This is a genomic window from Actinophytocola oryzae (assembly GCF_004364325.1).
Lineage (GTDB): Bacteria > Actinomycetota > Actinomycetes > Mycobacteriales > Pseudonocardiaceae > Actinophytocola > Actinophytocola oryzae.
Window position 1 is genome coordinate 234526 of record NZ_SOCP01000006.1, and the last position, 21472, is coordinate 255997.

Below are 21472 nucleotides of genomic sequence, written 5' to 3' on the forward strand. Positions count from 1 at the left end.
CCGAAAGAAACGTCTACGACGGAGCGACTCTTGTTCGACATCTTCCTGTACCCGGTTTCCGCCGTGCTCTGGTTCTGGCACACCGTGTTCGGCGCCATCCTCAGTCCCGACAGCGGCCTCGCGTGGGTCCTGGCCATCGTCTTCCTGGTCTTCAGCATCCGGCTCCTGCTGGTGCGGCCGGCGTTGAGCCAGCTCCGCGCGGGCCGCAGGCAGCAGAAGCTCGCACCCCAGATGAAGAAGATCCGCGAGAAGTACGGCAAGGACCGGCAGCGGATGGCCACGGAGATCCAGAAACTCCACGCCGACTCCGGCACCAGCCCCTTCGCGGGCTGCCTGCCCGCACTCCTGCAGATCCCCGCCTTCCTCAGCCTCTACTGGGTGCTCCGCGACTTCACGCCCGGCGCCACCTCGAACCACGCCTTCGACCACGACGGCGTGCGGTCCTTCCTCAACGCCGACCTCTTCGGCGCCAAACTCGGCAACTGGATCAACCAGCCGGCCGACGCGCTGGCCGCCTTCGGCACCGACCGGGCGCACATGATCGCCGTCGGGGTGCCGCTCATGCTCGTCGCGGGGCTCGCCACGTTCCTCTCGATGCGTGCGAGCATGCGTCGCCAGCTCAACCCGAACCCGCAGTTCGCGTCCGTCAGCCGGTTGATGATGTACCTGGCGCCCGGCGGCATGCTCGTGTCGGGCTTCTTCTTCCCGGTGCCGATCGGGGTGCTGCTCTACTTCCTGGCCAACAACCTGTGGACCTTCGGGCAGCAGCACGTCCTCACCGCGCGCATCGACCGCGAGGAGGCCGCCGTCGAGGCCGTGAAACCGAAGGTGGTCGCACCGAAGCCGGGACAGCGTCCGGTTGTCCGGAAGGCGAAGGTGAGGCGGCGTTAGTCGAGCGGGTGCGGTGGCAGTACCGGTAGGCGCAACCGCCTGCCACGCAACGACTTCCACCGCACCGCCGCCGCGAGCAGCCTGCGTTCCGCGCCGGCCGTCGTCTGGCGGTCGGCGCGGGCCCGTGCCAGCAGCGGCTTCAGGTCCCGCTCCACCCTGGTCAGCTCCGCCAGCCGCTCCCGCACGTCGCCGAGCCGGTGCCACTGACGCATCAACAACACGGTCGTGAACTGGGCGACCCGCCGGAGCTCGTAGTCGGCCACCGCCTCCAGCTCAGGGTCCTCACCCCGGCCCAGCAGCAGGCGGAGCCAGCCGAGACCGGACGGCAGGCCCTCGTCGAGCCGGTTGTCCCGACGACCGCTCACCGCGTCGTCGTGCTGCCGGTAGGAGTGCAACGGGCGGTCGACGAACTCCAGACGTCCGGCCGCGAGGGCGACGGCGGCGATCCACTGGTCGTGGAACGCCGACGGCGTGCCGGGCGGGAACGGCAGCACCTGCTCCCGCACGACGTCCGCCCTGACCATGCAGGCGGCACCCGTCACGGTGTTCAGCAACAGCAACGAGTCCAGGTCGGACCACTGGTTGCGCCGGTGTCGCCAGAACGACGACTCGATCACCTCGTCGTGCGTGTCGATCAACCGCATGTCGGCGTAGGCCAGGGTGACCGACGGGTCGGCGAACCGCTCGACCAGTGTGTCCAGCTTGTCCGCGTCCCACACGTCGTCCTGGTCGGACAGTGCCACGAGGTCCGCGGCGGCGGGCACGTGGGTCATGGCGCGCTCGAAGTTCCGGTAGAAGCCGACGTTCTCGTCGTGCGCCAGCACCACGAACCGCTCGTCACCGGCCACCAGTCGGTGGATCGTGGCCACGTGGTCCACACCGGACGCGTCGTCGGAGATCACGCACAGCCAGTTCGTGTGCTTCTGCGCCCGGATCGAGTCGAGCTGCTGTGCGAGGAACCCGGCGTCCGGGCGGTACGTCGCCATGCAGATGGCGACCTTCGCCCCGTCGGACGGCCACCGCGCCGAGACGGGCGAGAGTTCCGTCTCGACGAGCGAGACCGTCGGCAGCTCGCGGGTCAGCACCGTGCCGTCGTCCAGCGTCACGACGAGGCTCAGCGGCAGGACGCCGGGCGCGGACGTCGACGCGACCGGGATCCGGACCGTCACCCCGCTGCCGTCCGGCACCCGCACCCCGCCCGGCCGCAGCGCGGCGGCGACGTCGGGACGGAAGTGGCCGCGGCGAGCCGGCACCGTGACCGACCCCGCCTGGATCGAGACCGACCGCACCCCAACGGATGCGTGGGTCACCCACCCGACCAGCTCGAGCACCTGCCCGGCACCGACCGCCAGCGTCCCGGGCACCGGCAGGTCGAAGTGCAGCCCCGCCTCCCGCGCCGAGGTGGCCCGCGACCGGTACCGGCCCGTCAGCCGCGACACCAACCCGGGCGCCCGGTGGCCGACCTTGCGCAGCAGCCCGTCCGGTTCGTCGCCCGGCCGGCCCAGCGCCAGGTCCCGCACGCCACGCACCAACCGCCCGGCGGGCCACACCGACCGGTGCGCGGTCCGCACCAGCGACGAACCCTCCAGCGCGTCCAGCCGCGCCCGCGTCCGGCTCAGCCGCGACCGCAGCGAGGCGGCCTCGGCGTCGAGCGCCGCGCGTGCCGCCTCGGTCTGCTCGTTCGTCTGCCACGCCAGTGCGGCCTCGTGCACCGCGGCCGACAGCTCGGTGAACGCCTTGCCGATGCGGTCGTCCTTGAGGTCCAGCTGCGAGCGCGCCATCGCCAGCTCGTGCTCGGTCCGGCGAAGGCGCTCGGCCAGGTCGTCGATGCGTGCGCTCTGCCGCGCCACCTCGGCGGCCAGCTCCTGCTCACGGCCGATGGCCGAGTCCCGCTCGTACTCCACCGCGCGGCGGGCGTTGTCGGCCGCGCGCAGTGAGCGGAGGCCGCCGGGCAGCTGCCACAGCGGCTCACCGTGGTCGGCGTCGACGTCGTGTTCCAGCGCGGCCGCGATCCGGTCCGCGAGCTGGCCGGTCACCTGCTCCTGCAGCGTCGCCTCGGCCGCCACCAGCTCGTCCCACCGGCCGTCGAGCGCTGTGGACAACCCGGTCAGCGCACACAGCTCCGCGAGCACACCGCGCACGGTCGTCGCCTGCCACGGGTGCGGTGCGTGGCCCTGCACAACCTCCCGGGCGAACTCCAGCAGCGCCCGCAGCATCACGAGCTCCGCGTCGACCCCGTGCCCCGCGTGCCACTCCAGGTCGACGCGGGTGACGCCGCCCTGCGGGCCGATGATCAGGTTGCCGGGGTGCACGTCGAGGTGGTCCGGCGGCAGCACGGGCACGTCGGGCCGGTGCGGCAGGTACGCGTGGGGGAGGTTCGCCGGGTCGAGCGGGCGCGCCTGCGCGAGACACGTCTGCCGCCACATGCCGAGGAAGTGCGTCAGCTCGGGGATGTCGTGCCTGCGCATGGCATCGAGCAGGTACGCGTCCATCGCGCGCCCTGGCCGCAGCGGCTCGGAGACCAGATGTTCCTGCCGCAGCCAGGAACGTGCGTCGCCGAGTCCACTGTGGATTGTCTGCAGCGTGAAGTCGGGGTTGAGCCTGCGGGTCCGCCGCCACTCCGGTCGCCGCGCGCCGCTGATGAGCCACGCGAGCCCCGGTTCGACCACTGTGGACAGTGCGGCCGGGGTGCGTGCCGCGACGATCAGGAACGACGGTGCCACAACGGGTCCGATGCCCTCGGCCATCGCGAGCCGATGTGCGATGCGGCCGGACGTCGTCGCGTCGTTGCCGCCGAAGCTGCCCTGCAACGGATCGCGGACGAGCTTCTCGACGAGGTCCGGCCCGTGCCGGAACGCGGACTCGTCCAGCACCACCCTCGGCATCGTGAAGTCGGGGTAGGGCATGAACCACCGCTGCGCGGTCAACCCGGCGCCCGCGAGCATCCGGTGCAGCGTCCCGCGCGTCCACGCCCGGGGTCCGCTCCCACCCGGGAAGTCCGCGAGTCCCACCCAAGCCTGGTCGCGGTGTTCCTCCACGCCACCCAGCAGTTGCCGCAGCCCCAACTGGTTCTCGATTGCGAGCACGACGACCCCGTTGTCCGCCAACGAGTTCGTCACGGCCGACAGGAGTGACCTCGGGTCGTTGTGCTCCAGCGCCCCGCAGAGCACCGCCACGTCGAACGGTCCGGCGCCCGCGAGTCCTTCCGCGAGCGTGGCCGACTCGATCCGCACGTTCGGGAGGTCGCGGCAGCGTTCCCGCGCCGACGCCGCCCGGTCCGGCACACCCTCGATGCCGAGCACCGACGCACCGGCCTCGCCGAGTGCCCGCGACAGCACACCGGAGCCGCAGCTGACGTCGACCACTCGCATGCCGGGCGAGATTCGCAGCGGTGCCAGCAGGCCGAGCCGGGCAGGGGAGAAGTGGTAGGCGGTCTCCCACGTGCTGACCAGGTTCGACAGCTCTGTCGAACCCGAGGAGACGTCCCGCGCGTCACGCAGGGCCGTCAGTACCGCCGCGTCGTCGGCGTGGTCGATCGTCATCTACGCGTCACGAGGCCGGTGGGAACTCTTTCTTTTCCTTCGCGATCAGGTCGTTGAACTCCGACTCCACGTTGGCCGAGTCCGCGCCGTACACCTCGACACGCACCAGGTAACCGTCGGTGATGTAGTGGGCCCGGAACACCGTCTGGTCCGACGGCGGGATCGGCGTCTGCTTGCGGACGAGGACCCCGTCCTCGTTGCTGACCAGCTCGAACTGCGCCTGCTGGTAGAGCCCGTCCATGGCGTTCAGCACGTCGCTCGGGTTCGAGTCAGGGCCGAGCTTGAACGCCCAGATGCCGCGCCGCAGGCCGTTGTCCTCGGTGACCAGCCCGCCGACGTCCGAGACGCCGACCGACTGGAGCAGCGCGGCCTCGTCCTTGGTGGGCTGCTGGTCCGTGATCGCCTGCGACATCGGCACGGTGCGGTTCAGCACCTCCTCGCCGGGCAGCTCGATGAACGGCCCCTCGGGAAGGTTGGGTTCCTCGGTCGTGGTGGTCGTCTCCTGGGACTGCTCCTGGCTCGTCCCACCGCCGCCGTTGCCGCCGGCCTGGTTGTCGTCGCCCTTGTCGCGGAAGCCGAAGAACCAGATGGCCCCGCCCGCGAGCGCGAGCACCAGCACGACGGCGATCACGATGCCGACGGTCTTGCCGCCACCGCCCCCGGACTTCTCCTCGAAGACCTCGGGCCCCTGCCTCGGCCAGCTCTGCTGCCCGAACTCCGGCGGCAGCTCCTCGTTGGCCCACGGTGGCGGGGTCATCGACGACTGCTGCTGCGGGTGCAGGGTCTCCCACGGCGGCGGCGCGGGACGCGGCGGGAACGTCGGCGGCATGTTCGACACGATCTGGGTGCTGTCCGCGTCGTTGCCCCGGCCGACCACCTGCGTGCGGTCGCCGACCTGTCCCTGCTGTCCCACGGCCTGCGTGCGCTCGCCGAAGGTCGGCTGCTGCGGCGGCTGCTGCGCGGGGTTCACCGGGCGGAAGACCTGCGTGGGTTCCGCACTCTGTTGCTGCTGCGGCGGTTCCGGTGCGCTCTGGCCCGAAGCCTGTGCGATCACACGGTCACGCCGGGTGCGGTACTCGTCAGCGGAGATCTGACCGGACGCCAGCGCGCTGTCGAGCTGTGCGAGCTCGTCTTGCCAGGACATGAAGTCGCCCTCCAACACAGATGGTGCACCGACAGCGCCTACCCCGCCATGACCCGGCAAAGACTATTGGGTCAGGTGTGGAGCGGCGGTGTCGGGTGGCTAACTACTTGGTGGGCGGCGCGGCGTCCGTGACGGCCGTCATCGCCTGCTGGAACTGGGCGTGCAGCTCGGCGATGTCACCGACGGGGATCTGCAGCACGCTCAGCTGGATCGTCGTGTCACCGTAGGTGTACACCCCGCGCAGGGCTGCCGCGTCCCTGTTGCTCACCGTGGTCATCGTGACGTCACCGGGGACGCCCTCGACCTTGGTGTCCGTGAAACCGAGCCCCTTCTGGACGTCGAGGATCTTGCCGGTCAACTCCTTGGCCGCCGCCGCGCTGTCGCTCTTGTACGCGTACAGCAGGTAGCGGTAGTTCTCGTCCGAGTAGCCGGAATAGGTCACCTGCTTCGCGCCGGCGTCGGCGAGCAGCGTCGCCTCGGAGGGGGCGATGACCTGCAGTTCGCTGGCGCGACCGATGTCCATCGTGCCCGCGTTGTCGGCCGCCTCGCCAGGCAGCTCGATCTTGGTGATGTCGACCGGTTCCGGCGCCTTCGGCCCGTTGTCCTGGCTGGTCTCCTGGCCCGCGGTGTTCGTGTCGTCGCTGTCGCGGAACCCGAGGAACCACACGGCGCCACCCGCGATGGCGAGCACGACGACGACCGCGACCACGATCAGCAACGGCTTGGGGCCACCCCGTGCCGGCTTGTTGCTCGTGAACAGGTCCTGCGCGTCGAGTGGGGTGACCGCGGGGCCGCCGACCTGCGGTGGCACGGGCGGGAACGAGGCGATGCCGGTCGCGGCGGTGTGCGTGGGCGGCAGTGTGGCCCACTGCGGCGGCTGGCCCTGCTGGTTCTGCTGGGCCTGCGGTTGCTCGGGGGGCGCCGGGGTGGTGGGCGCGTCGGTGACCGGGGCGACGATCTGGGTGTGCTCGGTCCCGTTGGACTTCGCCGGATCCGTGATGATCTGCGTCACGTCGGCCTCTGACTCGCCGTTCTCGATGCTCACCACCTGCGTGACCTCGGCGGCGTCGTGCGCCTCGGCGCCCTCCGCCACGACGGGCTGCGGCCCGGTCGGCGGACCGATGACGGGCGACGGCGGCTGGGCCGACGAGGCAGCCGCGAGGATCTCGTCCCGACGCTTGCGGTACTCGTTGGCCGAGAGATCACCGCCGGCAAGCGCGCTATCGAGTTGCCTCAACTCTTCCTGCCAGGTCATCCGGCGCCCTTTCTGCGGAGTTCCGTCCGCGATTTTCCCACTTGCGATACCGGCGGACGCACGGTGCCTCGACGAAGCGGTACAGCAGGTCTGCGATGACCGCGGAAGCGAGCGTCGCGACGAAGAAGGCCAGTGTCGTACCCGTGGTTGTCGAGAGTAGGTGAGGCGTCACGTAGAGAACCGGCACATGAACGAGAAAGACGGCATAAGTTCTGTTCGCGACACCCCTTGTCCACCGCCCGGCGACCACGCCGCCGGTCAGCCGGCAGACGACGATCACGAGCAGCGCTATGCATACCACCAGTCGCCCGTAGCCCGGAATGGCCGGCGTCAGATCGCTCGTGAGATCTGCCCGTACCAGCAACAGCCACTGCAGCACGCCGTACGCGAGGCCGGCCAGCGGGTGCAGCCTGCCGAGCCGCACGAGCGCGATGACCTGTCCGATGAACAGGATCGGCAGGAAGGTGACGACCACGCGCAGCATGTGTGTTGCGACGCCGTCGTCGTGCAGCACCGACAGCAGCACCGAGATCATGGTGACGGCGAGCGCCGGCGGCAGCCACGGCCACCTGCGCAGCAACGGGATCGTGGCCGCGACGAAGACGTAGTAGGAGATCTGGACGGCGAGTGTCCACGTCACCAGGTCGAGGCCCGCGTTGCCCGAGAAGAAGAAGTTCGCGAGCGTCAGGTTGGCGAACAGGTCGCCCACTGTCACGGGACCGGTCACGCCGATCGGTGTGTTCGTCCGCGCGACGACCCAGACGGCCAGGAGGACCACCCACATCGCGGGGAGGATCCGCACCGCCCGCCGAGCGACGAACCGGCCGGGGCTCTCCCGTTGTGCCGCGTAGGTGATGACCACGCCGCTGACGATGAAGAACGTGCCGATGCCGAAGGCACCCACGAGGGAGTCGAGGCGCAGCGGGCCGAACACCGTGGCGGAGGCCTTCTCGTCGAACGTCCACCGCTGTTGGCCCGACGCGAACCACCCGCGGAAGTGGTCGTACACGACCGCGACCGACGCCACGATGCGCAGCGCGTTGAGCCCGTGGAGATACCCGCCGCTCACGTGACCTGCCCCAGCACGGCGAACAGCACGACGGGACCGACCAGGACGAACCACTCGGCACTCGCGGACAGCGCTCTCGTGACGGGGTTCGCGGCGATCGCGTCGGCGGTCCGTCCGGGACGCACCGCCACGAGGAACACCAGCACCGCGATCGTCGCGGCGACCGGGTACCACCACCGGTCGAGGCCGGGGAAGTTCTCGTCGACGGCGACGACCGCGCCGAGACAGCAGGCACCGAGCAGGACACCGGCCCACGCGGGAATCGTCCGGTCGAGCACGCGCCAGGTGGCGGTGCCGATGAGGGCCAGCGGCAGGAACTCCAGTGGCCTGGCCAGTTCCGGGAGGTCCGTGAGCACGGCGGTGCCGACGGTGGCCGCGAGCACGACGACGGTCGACGGCCAGACCAGCCGGTCCAGGCTGACGAGCCAGGCGACCAGCTGCAGCACCGTGAGCCACGCGAGCGGCACGAGCGGCATCCCGCCCGGCATGGTCCACGCGGTCAGCCCGGTCACCGCGACCACGGCGGCGAGGCCGGTCGCCACGGCGAGCGGGACCACCTGCCGGACCGTGAAACCCGTGCACAGCAACAGGAGCATGAGCGCGAACGGCCCGAAGTCCTCGCCGAGGCCGAGTGGCCGGTTGACCCACTCGCGGATGGTCGCGACCGGCTCGGGGTTCAGGTCCTGCCTGGCGAGCCACAGCCCGATCCCGTAGCCGTAGAGGCCGAGCACGCCGGCAGCCGCACGCAGCAGCGTGACCGGGGTCGCGACGAGCGTCATCCTGGCGGCCACTCGGTCAGCTGACGTGTCGCGAGGGTGGCGAACGCCTGGTCGACGCGGTCCTTGTCGGTGCCGTACGCCTCGATCCGGATCAGGTACGGGCCGAGGACGTAGTGCGCGCGGTACCCGGTGAACGGCTGCCCTTCGGAGGGTGTCTGCGTACGCAGCAGCACCCCGTCGTGTGCGGTGTAGGCGCGGGTCCAGCCGCCCTGCTCGTACAGCGCGTCGATGGCCCGCTGCGCGTCGCGCGGATCGGCGCCGTCGTGGACGGCCATCTGCCACACGCCCTGGGACACTCCGTCGTCGCGGGCCACGCGTGCCTTGACCGCGACCACGCCCGCCCCGCTCAGGACGTCCGACTCGATGTCGCCGAGTACGTCGGGGGAGTTGCCCGCCTTGACGGTGGTCGAGTCCATGACGAGGAAGCCGGGCGGCCGCACGAGAACGAGCCGCTCGGGGTTGTCGGGTAATCGGAGGTCGGTGTCGGGCACGGTGACCCGTTGGCCCGCCAGCTCCGGGTCGTCGCCGAACCCCCACACCACCACCGCGCCGACCACGGCCGCCGTCAGCAGCACGTGGACAAGGGCCACCGCGACGGCGCGCCAGACCCGCACACGAACCTCCCCCTGACTACGTCGAGCCGCCCCGGCGGATGACGTAGGTGAAGCTCTCCCACTCGGCGCCGGCCATGTCGTCCGGCACGATGTTCACGATCTCCGAACCGCAGTGCGTGAACAAGAGGCGGACGAGGTTGACGTCCATGCCGAACATCTCCATGCCGCCGTCGTCGCGGCCCCTCGGCGCCGGCATCGGCTCGATCCTGACCTCCTGCGGCTCGCTGACCGCGGGCACCTCGACGACCGTTCCCGCCACCACGGTCACGGGCGTCCGCACGGGCGTGCTGCCCACCTCGGCCCACCAGGTGACGGCCTCCTGCACGATGTCCAGCTCCAGGTCGTAGGTGCCTGGCTCGTCCGGTGCGACGACCGGCAGCTCCAGCACCACGGACTGGTCCGGCGCGAGGTCGTGCGGCAGGTCGGTGCGGCCGTCGTTCCAGCGCACCGGCTCGTCGTCGGCCAGCCAGTGGTTGCCGAGCCGGATCAGGCGGCCCGCGGGCCAGAGGTGCTGGCTGACGTTGGTGACGCGGGTCCGCACCGGCGCGACCTGGCCGACGCCAACCGGGCTGGGTACCTCGAGCAGCTCGATCCGCGCACGCATGCCCTCGGTCGGCAGCTGTTCCGGCCTGCTCGGCCGGTAGGGGATCTGGATCGCGAGCACACCGCCGGGCCGTACGACGCGCTGCAACTCGACCAGGCACGCCAGCTGGACGGCGGCAGGCGAGTGCTGCACGGAGATGAGGCTGACCGCGGCGTCGAACGTCTCGTCGTCGAACGGCAGCCGGTGGCCGTCGTAGGCGACGAAGCCGACCCGGTCGGGGAGCCGGTTGATCCGGTGCGCCTCGTCGATCATCGACTGCGCGATGTCGACGCCGACGACCTCCCTGGCGTGCGCCGCGAGCGCGTTGGTCAGACGGCCGACACCGCACCCGAAGTCGAGCACGCGGTCGCCGAGCGACAGCCCCGCCTCGTCGAGCATCGCCTTGACCTGGGCGATCGGCTCGACCCCGGTGGCGAGGAACTCGTCGACGTCCCAGCCGCCGTGGCGCCGCTCGGGATCGGTCAGCACCGCCCACAGCGGGTCGGCCTTCCCGAGGTCCTCCCAGGTCGACTTGAGCCGGTCCACAGTCATGGCGGCAAGCCTATTGGGCGGGGGCGACCTCACTCGCGCGCCGGTCCCGCCGGGCACGCGCCAGGCCGTACCGCAGCGCGAGCACCAGGTCCGCGAGCGTGTGCCCGACCCGGAGCATCAGGCTGACCGTGGCCGCGGCGGGAGCACCGAGCAACGGGGTCAGGGCGAGGATCAGCACGGCCTCGCGGGCACCGACGCCGGCAGGCGCGAGGAACACCAGCAGGCCGACCAGCCAGCCGAGTGCGAACGCGCCGGTGCACACCACGGCGAGCCGCAGCACGGAGTCCGTGAACGGGTCGGCGAGCACGTACCCGGCCACCCCGTACCCGACCCACGCGGGCAGCATCCACAGAAGTGGTTTGACCAGCCCGGACCAGCGCAGCACGGGCGGCGTGGTGCCGGACCGCTTCGCCAGCTTGCGGGCCAGCCAGTTGATGATCCTCGGGTGCAGCAGGACCAGCGCGAGGGGGATGCACAGGCCCGCCCAGCCGAACCTGCTCACCAGGTCCGGCTGGCTGACCAGCAGCAACGCGCCGACCAGCACCGAGGTGACGGCGTGCACGACCAGGAACACAGACCCGGCCAGCAGCGCCGCCCCACCGGGCACGCCACGCTCCCGCGCGAACTTCATCTGTGCCAGGAACGGCCACACCGACCCTGGCAGGTACTTCCCGACCTGCGCGGGGAAGAAGATCTCCCGCGCGGCCGCGGACGACACCGGCGAGCCGAGCGCGGCGAGGCAGTGCTTCCACACCTCGGCCGTCGCCAGCAGTCCCAGCACGATGCCCGCGAACGCGACGACCGGCCGCCACCAGGCGATCTCGCCGATCGAGTCGAGCATCGACGGGAAGTCGTCCCGCAACGCCCACGCCGCGACACCGACGGCGACGACCACGAAGCCGATCGCCAACAGATCCGACTTCCTGCTGGGTTTCGGCGCCGACGGCTCGTCAGACACGGTGTTCGCTCCGCGGGCTCCGCTCAGTCACGCCAGATCAGTCCGGTCGTCGTCGGGTACGGCAGCGTCGGCGTGCCGCCCTTGAGCAGCTCGATGCGCAGGCCTGGCATGGCGGAGAGCACGTCCCAGTACCGCTTGCGCTTGATGTTGTCGAACACGACCACGCCGTCGTCCTCGAGGTGGTCGAGCGAGCGGCGGAACGCGTCGACGCGTGCCCGGCCGTCGACCACGATCAGGTCGAACGAGCCGCCGACCTCGTCGATGGTCGAGACGTAGTTGGCGAAGTCGAGGTCGGTGTGCCCGACCCGGCCCGAGCGCACGGTCGTGTCGGCCGTGGCTCCGGTCGGCGGCACGACGTGCAGCTTCGCGTTGCCCGCGGTGTCGGCGAGCATCTCGCGCACCGACTCGGCCCAGCCCGCGTCGTGCTCGACGCTGTCGACCTGCCCGGCCCGCTTGGCGAGCCACAACGTGCTCGCGCCCGCGCCGTACTCGAAGATCCGCGCGTCGGGCCGCTCGGACAGGAACTCGTCGACCCGGCGCATCGCCGGGTAGCTCCACCAGGCGAGGTCCATCTTGACCATGTCGCCCGCGTCGAAGATCGAGAACAGCGTGCGCACGTGCCGGGCCTTCGGCGACTCGCTGCTCTCGAGTTTGCTCAGCAGCCCGGTCTTGTCGACCGCCTTGCGAACAGTCCGAACGCCGGTGACGTAGGCGCCCCGAATCCCGCTCATGCCGGTACCTCGCCCGCTCCGCGGCGCCGGAACGCTCCGCAGGCTCCGCTACACCGGCGCCCCCCGCGGTCGAGGTACCGGCCTGAGTATCGTCGGTTCGCTCCGCAAGCTCCGCTCATGCGCCCACCTTCTCAACAGTCACTGCCGCGTCGCGTGCCGTCGGCTCGACGGGTGTCCGTTCCCTGATCAGGTCCGTCGCCTCGCGCCGGTTCGCCGTTCGGTGCAACACGATCTCGGCGATCAACCCGATCGAGATCAGCTGCACGCCGAGGATCACCAGCAGGATGCCCAGCATCAGCAGCGGGCGGTCGCCGATGGCCTCGCCGCCGAAGATCTTCACGACGGTCAGGTAGGCCAGGACCAGGAAGCCTATGAACGCGGACAGCAGGCCGATGCCGCCGAACAGGTGCGCGGGCCGGCGACCGTACTTGGTGATCGTCATGACCGTCAGCAGGTCGATGGCGCCGCGGACGTACCGCTCGAAGCCGTACTTCGACTTGCCGTGCTCACGTGCGCGGTGGTTCACGGCAAGCTCGCGCACCTGGTAGCCGGTCTGGTGCGCGAGCGCCGGGATGTAGCGGTGCAGCTCGCCGTACAGCGGCACCCGCCGGTACACCTCGGTCCGCGCGGCCTTGAGCCCGCAGTTGTGGTCGTTGATCTTGAGACCGGTCATGACGTTGGTCATCATGTTGAAGAACTTCGACGGGATCCGCTTGCCCAGCGGGTCCTTGCGGTCGGCCTTGTGGCCGGACACCAGGTCCGCGCCGTCGTCCAGCTCGGCCAGCAGGCGCGGCACCTCGGCCGGGTCGTCCTGCAGGTCGGCGTCCATGGTGACGATCCGCTCGCCCCGTGCCTCGTCGACGGCCGCGGCCAGAGCGGCCGCCTTGCCGAAGTTGCGGCGCAACCTGAGCGCCCGCACGCGGGGGTTCTCGGCGGCGAGCCGGGTCATGACCTGCCAGGTCGTGTCGGTGCTGCCGTCGTCGACGAAGATGACCTCGTAGCCGGTGTCCGGCAGCGTCGCGAACGCGGCCTCGATCTCGCCGACCAGCGTGGCCAGCGTCTCCTCCTCGTCCTTGGCGGGGATCAGGACGCTGACGTCTATGTCTTGTTCAATGCTCACTTCTGGTCCTCGTCGTCGACCTTCGCCGGCATCCAGCGCTTCGCGCCGCTCTCCAGAATCACCACGACACGGAGGTCGGGGTCGTCCGGGCCGACCAGCCCGAACCCTGTGTCCGCGTTGATGCCCAGGTACTGCTGGGCGATGTCAGAACGGACCCGGTCACTCACGCCCCCACCCACGACCTTGCCGGTCGAGTCGACAAGAACGGTACAGCGCACCGGGTCGTTCACTCCGGTCGCCCATCCCCACACGAGCTGTGACCCGGGCTCCGGCTGGACCTTGTCGACCGTGCCCGCGGGCGACGCGGGGGTGCGGCCACCCTTCGGCGGCACCATCTGCTTCACGCCGTCAAGATCAATGTGGTCACCCAGTTCGGGGCCGCCGCACCCGAGGGTGAAGCTGTCGTTGAACGGGTAGTGGCCGAGCGCCTCGAGCCGCGGCACCAGCTGGTGACCGGCCGGGGGAAGTGCCCACCCGAACGCGTTGAGGTAGCCGGCACGCAACGCGACCGACTGCATCTCGTGGTCGGTGTCCTCGGTCCGCACCTGGTCCGCGGTCGGCACGCCGAGCGCGAACCCGAGCACACCGGCGACGGCGAACCCGATGGCGAGCTTGCGCCAGTGCCGCGCGACGAACGAGTGCAGGACCGTGCCCGCCATGACCAGCAGCGGCAGCGAGATCAGCACCGAGATGGACGTGTACCGGCTGTGCTGGCTGTAGTCGAGCCCGAAGTCGATGCGCGAGACGGCGATCATCGCGCCGCCGAAGAACGCGTGGCAGGCGAGGCCCCACCAGAACCGCAGCTCGGGGGTGCGCGAGGCCTTGACCGTGGCCAGGGCGCCGTACGCGCCGAGGATGACCGCGCCCGCGAAGACCGCGACGCCGGTGTTGTCGGCGGCCCAGATGTGTCCGAAGACCGCGAACAGGCCGAAGATCGCGGTGCCGATGTCGCTCTCGGTGCCCGATCCCGCGGCGTTGTGGTTGACCGACATCCAGCCGATCACGATCACCGCGCCGGTGACCAGCGGCAGGACCCGCCGCCACATCGGCTCGCGCCGCATGATCGCGACCAGCGCGAGCGACGGCCAGATGGCGAACGAGGTGCCGTACGTGATGCTCCCCAGCAGGGCCATGCCCCAGGCGGGCCACCACTTGCCCTTGACCCCGAACAGCAGCGCGCCGACGCAGATCAGGTTGGCCGTCAGCCAGGCGGCGCCGCTCATCGCGTGGGTGTAGTTGTGCAGGCCGTGCAGGCTGAAGATCAGTGCGGCGGACGCGAACACGATCGACGCGCGCACGACGACCGGCAGAGTCCTGGGGATCGCGTACCGGATCAGCAACACGGTCGCGACGGCGATGAGGATGTCCAGGTAGCCGAGGTACCGCTGGTTGCCGCCGAAGATGGTGGCGTCGCCGTAGTAGAGCAGCGACGGGATGGCGATCAGGTGCTCGTTGGAGGATACGAAGAGCCCGGGGACGTGGAGCGAGCCGTCCAGGTTCACGAACCGGACCAGTGCGTACCAGTAGTCGACGAAGTGCAGCTTCGGCGACTTCGAGACCTCGATGGCCATCGCGGCGACCGGGACGAGGGCCGCCAGCTCGATCAGGCGGGCGAGCCAGGTCGTCGTCGCGAACCGTCGCAGGCGCTCCGGCCAGGCTGTCTTCGGCGTGTCGGCGTGCTGGTCAGGCGCCGAATCCTCCGCCGAGTCCTTCGTCACCGTGCTCGTCACGTCACATTCCTCCGCGCGATCGTTACGCCGAATACCATGTCAAAGTCCGGCGTGCGGGCGTCGCGCGGCCCCTTCACCTGGCGTTCTACCGGATCGGGTGCTTGGCCAGCTGTTGGCCCAGCTTGTCGAGGAAGCCCTGGTCAAGGAGGGCGACGGCGCCGGCCGCGACGTTACGCTCGACGACCTCCAGCACCACGACCTCACTGTCGGTGATGGTCCTGACCGTGTCGTCCGGCCGGTTCTCCGCGGCGCGGTAGTACTGGACGGTCAGGTCGGAGAACGCTGCGGGCAGGTAGCCGGACGCACCCACGAGGAACGAGTCGCCGAGCACGGCCGTCGGCGTGTTGATCATGCCGGTGAGCCGCTTCGAGCTGTAGGACTTCGCCGTGAGCAGGTCGGCGGTGTTCTTGCGGACCCGGTCGTACCGCCCGTCCGGCCGCAGCCGGTAGTTGGTGATCTTGTTCTCGCCCTTCTTGCCGATCAGCGGCGGCAGGTCCGCGACCCCGACGGTCTGGTCTTTGCGCTGGATCTTCCACGTGTCCGCGACACCCGGCTCGACCTCGGTCGCGACCGCCTTGAGCATCTCGAGCGCGCCCTCGGAGGTCCAGTGGGTGTCCTGCGGGTAGTACACCGGCCGGTCGTACCGCTCGGCGGCCGACGCGAGACGCGGCCGCATGTCGACGGCGCCCGCGACGCTGATCGCCTGTTGCCACAGCTGGGGCGTGATGGGCCCGGCGCAGTCCTTGCCCGGGTAGCTGGCCGGCAGGTGCTCGGGCACCATCGTGGTCTTGTCCGGCACGACGACCAGCACGAACGTCCGGCCGGAGGACTCGATGACCTGCCGCAGCTTGGCGAGCTGTGCGACCGTCTCGGACAGCGGCTGGAGCGGCCGGCACTTGGAGAGCGCGTCGGAGCCGTAGTACAGCCAGTCGTCGGTGCCCTCGACGACCTGGCGGAACCCGGCCTGCTCGCTCTCGCCCGTCTGCCCCTCGGTGGGATCGGTCTGGTCCTGGGGAGTCTCGTCCTCCGAAGGGCTGCCGGGCAGTGGCCCGGTCGGCGCACCACCGCCACCCTGGTCGAACGGAGCAGGCTCACCGAAGAAGGTGCGGCTGATCCAGTCGGTGGTGTTCACGGCGCCACCGCGGAAGGGCAGGTTGTCGGTCGCCCAGTCGTCGAGCCCGGTGAACAGGCCCCAGCCGTCCGCGAAGGTGGGGAAGGAGGCGAGCTGGTGGTTCTCGATCTCGTCGGCACGCACGCCGACCACCCACATGAACGCCGGGGTCGCGAAGAAGACGAGCGCGCTGATCAGCGCGGTGAGCTGCCGTTTGCCGTGCCGGGGCCGGTGGAGCGAGTGCTCGCGGGGTAACCAGGCCTCGTGAACCGGTGGCAGATCGTTCGTCGGTCCGGCGGTCACGCGTGCACGGTAGCTAATCCGAGGTTGGTTGGTCGTCAGGTTGGTCGAGCGCTTCCGCGATGGAGTTCTTCACCACAGTGGTCTTGTCCGTGGTGCCCACGATCTGCGTCATCTCGCCGGAGGGCGCCTCCCAGGCCGCGGACACGGGAATAGGCACCTTCTCCCTGCCTGTTTCCGGAGGTGGCGCAGGTTGCGTGTCGTCGGCCGCCTCCCGGTCCGCCTCGGCGAGGATCTGCTCGCTCCGGGTGCGGTACTGGGCGGTGGTCACCTCGCCGGACACCAGCTGGTCGCCGAGTTCCCGCAGCCGCTCCTGCCAACTCATGTTTCCAGTTGGTACCACGGACCGCCGCGCTACGTAGAGTGGAGGCCATGGTGCTGTTCGGACACGACAAGACCCGCCCGGTGGACGCCGCGCACGCGCTCCCGGGGCGTGCGACGAGGATGCCGGTCCCGTCGGCGCACGCGGTGTTCACGGACCGTCCCATCGCCCCGCCGTTCCCGGACGGGCTGGAGGTGGCGGTCTTCGGCATGGGCTGCTTCTGGGGTGCGGAACGCCTGTTCTGGCGGACCGACGGCGTGTGGACCACGGCCGTCGGCTACGCGGGGGGCTACACGAAGAACCCGACGTACGAAGAGGTCTGCAGCGGCCGCACCGGCCACGCCGAGGTGGTCTTGGTGGCCTACGACCCGACGGTCGTCACGTACGAGGCACTGCTGAAGGTCTTCTGGGAGGAGCACGACCCCACCCAGGGCAACCGCCAGGGCAACGACGTGGGCACCCAGTACCGCTCGACGCTGTACTACACGTCCGACGCCCAGAAGAAGACCGTCGAGGAGAGCCGGGCCTCCTACCAGGCAGCCCTGACCCGCGACGGCCACGGCGAGATCACCACCGAGATCGCCCCCCTCGGCGAGTTCTACTACGCGGAGGACTACCACCAGCAGTACCTGTCCGACGCCAAGAACCCGAACGGCTACTGCGGCCTCGCGGGCACCGGCGTCAGCTGCCCGATAGGCCTTGACGTCAAGGGCGCCTGACTAGACCGTCTGACCGTCCAGACGCTTTGACGAGCTGCCTGTGCCGACGTGCAGTGCTCGTCAAAGCGGGCCGTCGGTGGTTCGGGCGTGGGACGACCGGCTGGAGGTGGCTGTCACCGAGATCGCTGGCCGAGAGCCTCGTTACCCAGCGGATGAGCTGGGTCGCGACACACCTACCTGTGGATGTCCTGAGCGGGCGCGTCGACGGCGCGGTGGTGATCTCGAACGACTCCGACCTGGGACTGCCGCTGAGAACCGTGGGAGAGCACGTACCGCTCGGCGTCGTGAACCCCTCGACCGGCTATCTGGCGAGTGCGCTTCAGGGCCATCCTGACGAAGGCGTTGGTCGGCACTGGTGGCGTCAGCTGACCAAGGACGACTACACCGTGCACCAGTTGCCCGACCCCGCCGGAGGCGTCACCCGTCCCGTGGGCTGGTAGTTCGAGTTGACCCCCATAACGTTGAAGCACCCACCCGGTTCCCTCGCGGAGCCGGGTTTTCTGTTTGCGCGGACCGTGCCGCGGCACGCTGAACGACCGACATTGCTGGCGTCGAAATTCCACCGATGGTGGGATGTCCGCCATGACGTGGTTCATGGCGGCGGACGTGACCGAGGCGGACCTCGCGCGCTGGGATGCCGAGGACTCCGGCCGACTCGTCCAGATCATGCGTGAGGAACGCGGCTGGACCCGCACCCGCCTGGCACAGCTCGCCGGCACGTCCCACGCCGAACTGGCCCGCTTCGAGATGGGCAGAACAGTTCCAGCACAGGCGATGCTGGTCCGCTACCTACACGCGATGGGCTACCGCTCGCACTAGCACCCACCAGCGATTTTGGCCGGTGAAGCCAGTATCGGGGGTCCGGGGGCGGAGCCCGCCGGGCGGGGTGCGGGGGTTGCACCCCCACAGAACATGGCGAGAGACCCGGTGAGCGTCCTCCGCGAACAGGGGAGCCCAGAACGAGCGGACGACGAGATTCGAACTCGCGACCCTCACCTTGGCAAGGTGATGCGCTACCAGCTGCGCCACGTCCGCATTGCGCGATGAGTCTAGCGGATGCGAGCCGAGAACGTTCAGTGAGGGCCCGTTAGCCCAATGGGTTACACCTAACGGCTCACGCCGATAGTCGGTATCGTCTTCACGTTCTTAACGTTTGCCGTGCACGTGAAACCGGTTGTGGCATGTTGGCCACATCCCGTGGCGGTCGGGAGGAGGTGGCGTGACCAGCGAGGCTGTCGAGGCCCCTGGAGACGGGGACAGAACGCTGCTCGAGCGGCTTCGTGCCGGCGAGGACGCGGCGTTCGGTGAGCTCTTCTCCAGGCACTCAGCCGCCGTGTTGCGGCTCGCACTCAGCATGACCACCGACCGGTCGGAGGCCGACGATCTCACGGCCGAGGCCTTCTTCCGTGTGCTGCAGGCGATCCGCCGCGGCGCCGGGCCCGTGGACAACGTCCGCGGCTACCTGCTGATCGTCGTCCGGCGTGTGGCGTGGGAGTGGAGCATGCGCCGACGCGACGTGCCCGTCTCCGACGAGGAGCTGACCTTCCGCGCCCCGTCGAACCCCGACACCTCGGGCCAGTTCACCGAACGCAACCTCATCCGCCGCGCGTTCACCAGCCTCCCGGAGCGCTGGCGCAACGTGCTCTGGAAGATGGAGGTCGAGGGCGAGCGACCGGCGGCCGTGGCCACGAACTTCGGCCTCAGCCCCAACGCGACGGCCGCGCTCGCCCGCCGCGCGAGACAGGGCCTTCGTGCCGCCTACCTGCAGGCCCACCTGACCGCCGAGCGCAGCGCCACCGGCTGCCGGTCCGTGCTCGAGAAGCTCGGCGCCTACACCGCGGGCACGACCTCGGGCATCGAACGCCGCCGGATCCTCGCCCACCTCTCGACCTGCGCCAGCTGCACCGCCATGCACGCGGAGCTGCGCGACGTCTTCTCCGGCCTGCGTCCGCACAACGGCGTCACAGCGGTCCCGGTGGTCGCGGCGGCAGGCTGGCAGCTCGGCGCGTCGCTCAAGGCGTTCCTCGCCAGCACCAAGTTCCAGGCCGGCCTCGCGGCGACGTCCGCGGCGGCGATCGGCGTGCTCGGCTTCGTCTTCACACCGTGGGGCGTCGACAGGTCCGCACCTGTCGACCTCGCGGGCAAGCGGGCCATCGAGATGCACGTGGACGCGCCGCGGGCCGACCCCCTGGACCCCGTCGACGTGCGGGAGAGTTCGCTGGACGACACCATCGACCACGCCGCCGAGGAGCCCGACGCGCCCGACCCGGCGGCACCGGGGACCTCGACGACCTCGACGACGACCACCACCGTGCCTGCGGTCGTGCCCGAGAGGGTTCCGTCACAGACGTCCGCCGACGCGACCTCGGTCGTAGCCAGGGACGAGGACGCGGCGACCGACGCGGAGACCTTCGACGTGGAGTCTCCGATCGTGTACGGCGAGACGACGACCGAGACCTACACGCAGGAGTACGAGGACTACACGCTCGTGCAGGAGACCACCACGGTCAAGCAGGTCAACTCCCTCGACCAGACCCGGACGACGACCACGAGCACCCGCTACACCAAGCCGAAGACCCCCCGGACACAGAGCGCCACCACACCAACCACCTGACCGGCGCCTGACAAGGGCTGCCCGATACGTCATCATTGGAAGTTGATGTTGCCTGGCCGTCCCCGGAGGCAGTCGCGATGATGGAGCGCACTGTGCGTGGTCGTGACGACCGCGTATGGACCCTGCGTAGTCAGATGGAATGGCGTCAGCCGGCCACCGCCGACGACTTCGAACACGACGTGAGTGTGGGTAACGCGTCCGCGTTCGTCCTGTTGGCGTTGATCATCGTGCTCGCCATCACGCTGATCTCGACGATCCCGGAGGACGTGGTCGCGCCGTGGAGCGGCCGGATGCTGTGGCTCGGGCTGCTGATCGTGCTCGCGATCCTGTTCTTCCCGGTCCGCTGGGCGCTGCGCAGGCCGTGGACCGTGGTCGCGGAGACCGGCGACAACGGCGAGGGCGAGCCCACCGAGCGCTGGACCGGCCAGGTGCGGGGCGCGCTCACCGCGCGCCAGCAGATCAACCGGGTGGCCAAGAGCATCCAGGTGGACTCCCAGCCCGACCTGGAAGGCCCGTTCCAGCCCGTGGCGTAACCGCGGGAATCGGGCAAGACTGGGGCCGTGCCAGAACTACCCGAGGTGGAGGCGCTCGCCCAGCACATCCGTGAGCACGGTGTCGGTCGCACCGTGGCGCGGGTCGACGTCGCCTCCCTTTCCGTGCTGAAGACCGTGCGCCCGCCGTGGACCGAGCTGCACGGCAAGCAGGTGACCGGCGCAGGCCGGCACGGCAAGTTCCTCGACCTCGACGTCGAGGGCCTGCACCTGATCATCCACCTGGCCAGGGCGGGCTGGCTGCGCTGGGCGGACACGCTGTCGATGGTGCCGCCGAAGCCGGGCAAGGGGCCGCTGGCGTTCCGGGTGCACCTCGGCCCGCCCGGTCAGGGACCCGGCTTCGACCTGACGGAGGCGGGCACGAAGAAGGGCCTCGCGGTCTGGATCGTCGAGGACCCCAAGGAGGTGCCGGGCATCGCGGCCCTCGGTCCCGACGCGCTCGCGGTGACCCGCGACGAGTTCGCCCAGGTCATGTCCGGCCATACCGAGCGGTTGAAGAACGCGCTGACCACGCAGAAGATCCTCGCCGGCGTCGGCAACGCCTACTCCGACGAGATCCTCCACATGGCGAAGCTCTCCCCGTTCGCGACCGCGGGCAAGCTGACCGACGTGCAACTGGACCGCCTCTACGAGTCGCTCCGCGAGATCCTGACCAGCGCGGTCGAGCGCTCGGTCGGCCAGCACGCCGCTCGGCTGAAGGGCGAGAAGCGCTCCGGCCTGCGGGTACACGGTCGCACCGGCATGCCGTGCCCGGTCTGCGGGGACACCGTGCGTGAGGTGTCGTTCGCGGACAAGGCGTTCCAGTACTGCGCGACGTGCCAGACGGGTGGCAAGCCGCTCGCCGATCGCCGGATGTCGAGACTGCTCAAGTGAGCCCGCAACCGCTA

20 protein-coding genes and 1 tRNA gene are annotated in these 21472 nt (G+C 70.1%); 7 read left to right on the top strand and 14 right to left on the bottom strand.

What is annotated here, in order from left to right; translation table 11 throughout:
- Positions 1-30: 30 nt before the first annotated feature.
- Positions 31-891 carry a membrane protein insertase YidC gene (yidC, locus tag CLV71_RS18895; RefSeq protein WP_133904109.1) on the top strand — a complete coding sequence of 287 codons (861 nt, stop codon included), beginning with the start codon at positions 31-33 and terminating at the stop codon, positions 889-891.
- Here the strand turns inward: yidC and CLV71_RS18900 are convergent.
- The 13 genes from CLV71_RS18900 to CLV71_RS18955 form a co-directional block, all read right to left on the bottom strand.
- Positions 888-4433, bottom strand: coding sequence for a glycosyltransferase (locus CLV71_RS18900; RefSeq protein WP_133904110.1), 3546 nt, complete (start codon positions 4431-4433; stop codon positions 888-890). The genes yidC and CLV71_RS18900 overlap by 4 nt on opposite strands.
- Before the next feature lie 7 nt (positions 4434-4440).
- Complete coding sequence (locus CLV71_RS18905) at positions 4441-5577, bottom strand: SHOCT domain-containing protein (protein WP_133904111.1); 1137 nt, start codon at positions 5575-5577, stop codon at positions 4441-4443.
- A gap of 103 nt (positions 5578-5680) precedes the next feature.
- A complete protein-coding gene (locus tag CLV71_RS18910) occupies positions 5681-6814 on the bottom strand; it encodes a hypothetical protein (protein WP_133904112.1) in 1134 nt (377 codons plus the stop codon).
- A complete protein-coding gene (locus CLV71_RS18915; protein ID WP_166664157.1) occupies positions 6798-7901 on the bottom strand; it encodes an acyltransferase family protein in 1104 nt (367 codons plus the stop codon). Before CLV71_RS18915 ends, CLV71_RS18910 begins: the two co-directional genes overlap by 17 nt.
- Positions 7898-8692 (bottom strand): hypothetical protein, encoded by a 795-nt coding sequence (locus tag CLV71_RS47740; protein WP_166664158.1) that lies wholly within the window; start codon positions 8690-8692, stop codon positions 7898-7900. Before CLV71_RS47740 ends, CLV71_RS18915 begins: the two co-directional genes overlap by 4 nt.
- Positions 8677-9294, bottom strand: a complete 618-nt coding sequence (locus CLV71_RS18920) for a hypothetical protein (protein WP_133904114.1) — start codon at positions 9292-9294, stop codon at positions 8677-8679. The genes CLV71_RS47740 and CLV71_RS18920 overlap by 16 nt, the downstream gene beginning before the upstream one ends.
- Positions 9295-9310: 16 nt before the next feature.
- Positions 9311-10429: a class I SAM-dependent methyltransferase gene (locus CLV71_RS18925; protein WP_133904115.1), complete on the bottom strand. Its 1119-nt coding sequence runs from the start codon at positions 10427-10429 to the stop codon at positions 9311-9313.
- Positions 10430-10439: 10 nt separating this feature from the next.
- Positions 10440-11387 carry a lysylphosphatidylglycerol synthase domain-containing protein gene (locus CLV71_RS18930; RefSeq protein ID WP_166664159.1) on the bottom strand — a complete coding sequence of 316 codons (948 nt, stop codon included), beginning with the start codon at positions 11385-11387 and terminating at the stop codon, positions 10440-10442.
- Positions 11388-11410: 23 nt separating this feature from the next.
- The gene (locus CLV71_RS18935; RefSeq protein WP_133904117.1) at positions 11411-12118 is read right to left on the bottom strand and encodes a class I SAM-dependent methyltransferase; all 708 of its coding nucleotides are present in this window, start codon (positions 12116-12118) and stop codon (positions 11411-11413) included.
- 115 nt (positions 12119-12233) lie between these two features.
- Positions 12234-13238: a glycosyltransferase family 2 protein gene (locus CLV71_RS18940; protein WP_133904118.1), complete on the bottom strand. Its 1005-nt coding sequence runs from the start codon at positions 13236-13238 to the stop codon at positions 12234-12236.
- Entirely contained in the window at positions 13235-14968 is a 1734-nt protein-coding gene (locus CLV71_RS18945) for a hypothetical protein (RefSeq protein WP_133904119.1), read from the bottom strand. Before CLV71_RS18945 ends, CLV71_RS18940 begins: the two co-directional genes overlap by 4 nt.
- An 85-nt stretch (positions 14969-15053) precedes the next feature.
- Positions 15054-16382 (bottom strand): alginate O-acetyltransferase AlgX-related protein, encoded by a 1329-nt coding sequence (locus tag CLV71_RS18950; protein WP_133904120.1) that lies wholly within the window; start codon positions 16380-16382, stop codon positions 15054-15056.
- 13 nt (positions 16383-16395) lie between these two features.
- Positions 16396-16704, bottom strand: a complete 309-nt coding sequence (locus CLV71_RS18955; protein WP_133904121.1) for a hypothetical protein — start codon at positions 16702-16704, stop codon at positions 16396-16398.
- 47 nt (positions 16705-16751) lie between these two features.
- On the opposite strand from CLV71_RS18955, the gene msrA reads away from it, so the two are divergent.
- From msrA to CLV71_RS18970, 3 genes are all read left to right on the top strand, one after another.
- Positions 16752-17420 (top strand): peptide-methionine (S)-S-oxide reductase MsrA, encoded by a 669-nt coding sequence (gene msrA / locus CLV71_RS18960; protein WP_133904122.1) that lies wholly within the window; start codon positions 16752-16754, stop codon positions 17418-17420.
- 179 nt (positions 17421-17599) lie between these two features.
- Positions 17600-17860, top strand: coding sequence for a hypothetical protein (locus CLV71_RS18965; RefSeq protein WP_133904123.1), 261 nt, complete (start codon positions 17600-17602; stop codon positions 17858-17860).
- Positions 17861-18002: 142 nt separating this feature from the next.
- A complete protein-coding gene (locus CLV71_RS18970; protein WP_208297615.1) occupies positions 18003-18239 on the top strand; it encodes a helix-turn-helix domain-containing protein in 237 nt (78 codons plus the stop codon).
- A 143-nt stretch (positions 18240-18382) separates the two neighbouring features.
- On the opposite strand, the gene CLV71_RS18975 is transcribed toward CLV71_RS18970, so the two are convergent.
- Positions 18383-18455, bottom strand: a tRNA-Gly gene (locus CLV71_RS18975).
- A gap of 184 nt (positions 18456-18639) precedes the next feature.
- Here CLV71_RS18975 and CLV71_RS48470 point away from each other — a divergent pair.
- The 3 genes from CLV71_RS48470 (at position 18640) to CLV71_RS18990 (ending at position 21458) form a co-directional block, all read left to right on the top strand.
- The gene (locus tag CLV71_RS48470) at positions 18640-20034 is read left to right on the top strand and encodes a sigma-70 family RNA polymerase sigma factor (RefSeq protein ID WP_208297616.1); all 1395 of its coding nucleotides are present in this window, start codon (positions 18640-18642) and stop codon (positions 20032-20034) included.
- Between the two features lie 80 nt (positions 20035-20114).
- Entirely contained in the window at positions 20115-20567 is a 453-nt protein-coding gene (locus CLV71_RS18985; protein WP_133904344.1) for a DUF983 domain-containing protein, read from the top strand.
- Between the two features lie 27 nt (positions 20568-20594).
- Positions 20595-21458 carry an Fpg/Nei family DNA glycosylase gene (locus CLV71_RS18990; protein ID WP_133904124.1) on the top strand — a complete coding sequence of 288 codons (864 nt, stop codon included), beginning with the start codon at positions 20595-20597 and terminating at the stop codon, positions 21456-21458.
- The last annotated feature ends 14 nt before the right edge of the window (positions 21459-21472 follow it).

Bases quoted from the DNA above. Each gene is read 5' to 3' on its own strand.
- CLV71_RS18900 (WP_133904110.1), bottom strand. From the start codon at position 4,433: ATGACGATCGACCACGCCGACGACGCGGCGGTACTGACGGCCCTGCGT.
- CLV71_RS18985 (WP_133904344.1), top strand. From the start codon at position 20,115: ATGGAGCGCACTGTGCGTGGTCGTGACGACCGCGTATGGACCCTGCGT.
- CLV71_RS18955 (WP_133904121.1), bottom strand. From the start codon at position 16,704: ATGAGTTGGCAGGAGCGGCTGCGGGAACTCGGCGACCAGCTGGTGTCC.
- CLV71_RS18905 (WP_133904111.1), bottom strand. From the start codon at position 5,577: ATGTCCTGGCAAGACGAGCTCGCACAGCTCGACAGCGCGCTGGCGTCC.
- CLV71_RS18970 (WP_208297615.1), top strand. From the start codon at position 18,003: ATGACGTGGTTCATGGCGGCGGACGTGACCGAGGCGGACCTCGCGCGC.
- CLV71_RS18935 (WP_133904117.1), bottom strand. From the start codon at position 12,118: ATGAGCGGGATTCGGGGCGCCTACGTCACCGGCGTTCGGACTGTTCGC.
- msrA (WP_133904122.1), top strand. From the start codon at position 16,752: ATGGTGCTGTTCGGACACGACAAGACCCGCCCGGTGGACGCCGCGCAC.
- CLV71_RS18925 (WP_133904115.1), bottom strand. From the start codon at position 10,429: ATGACTGTGGACCGGCTCAAGTCGACCTGGGAGGACCTCGGGAAGGCC.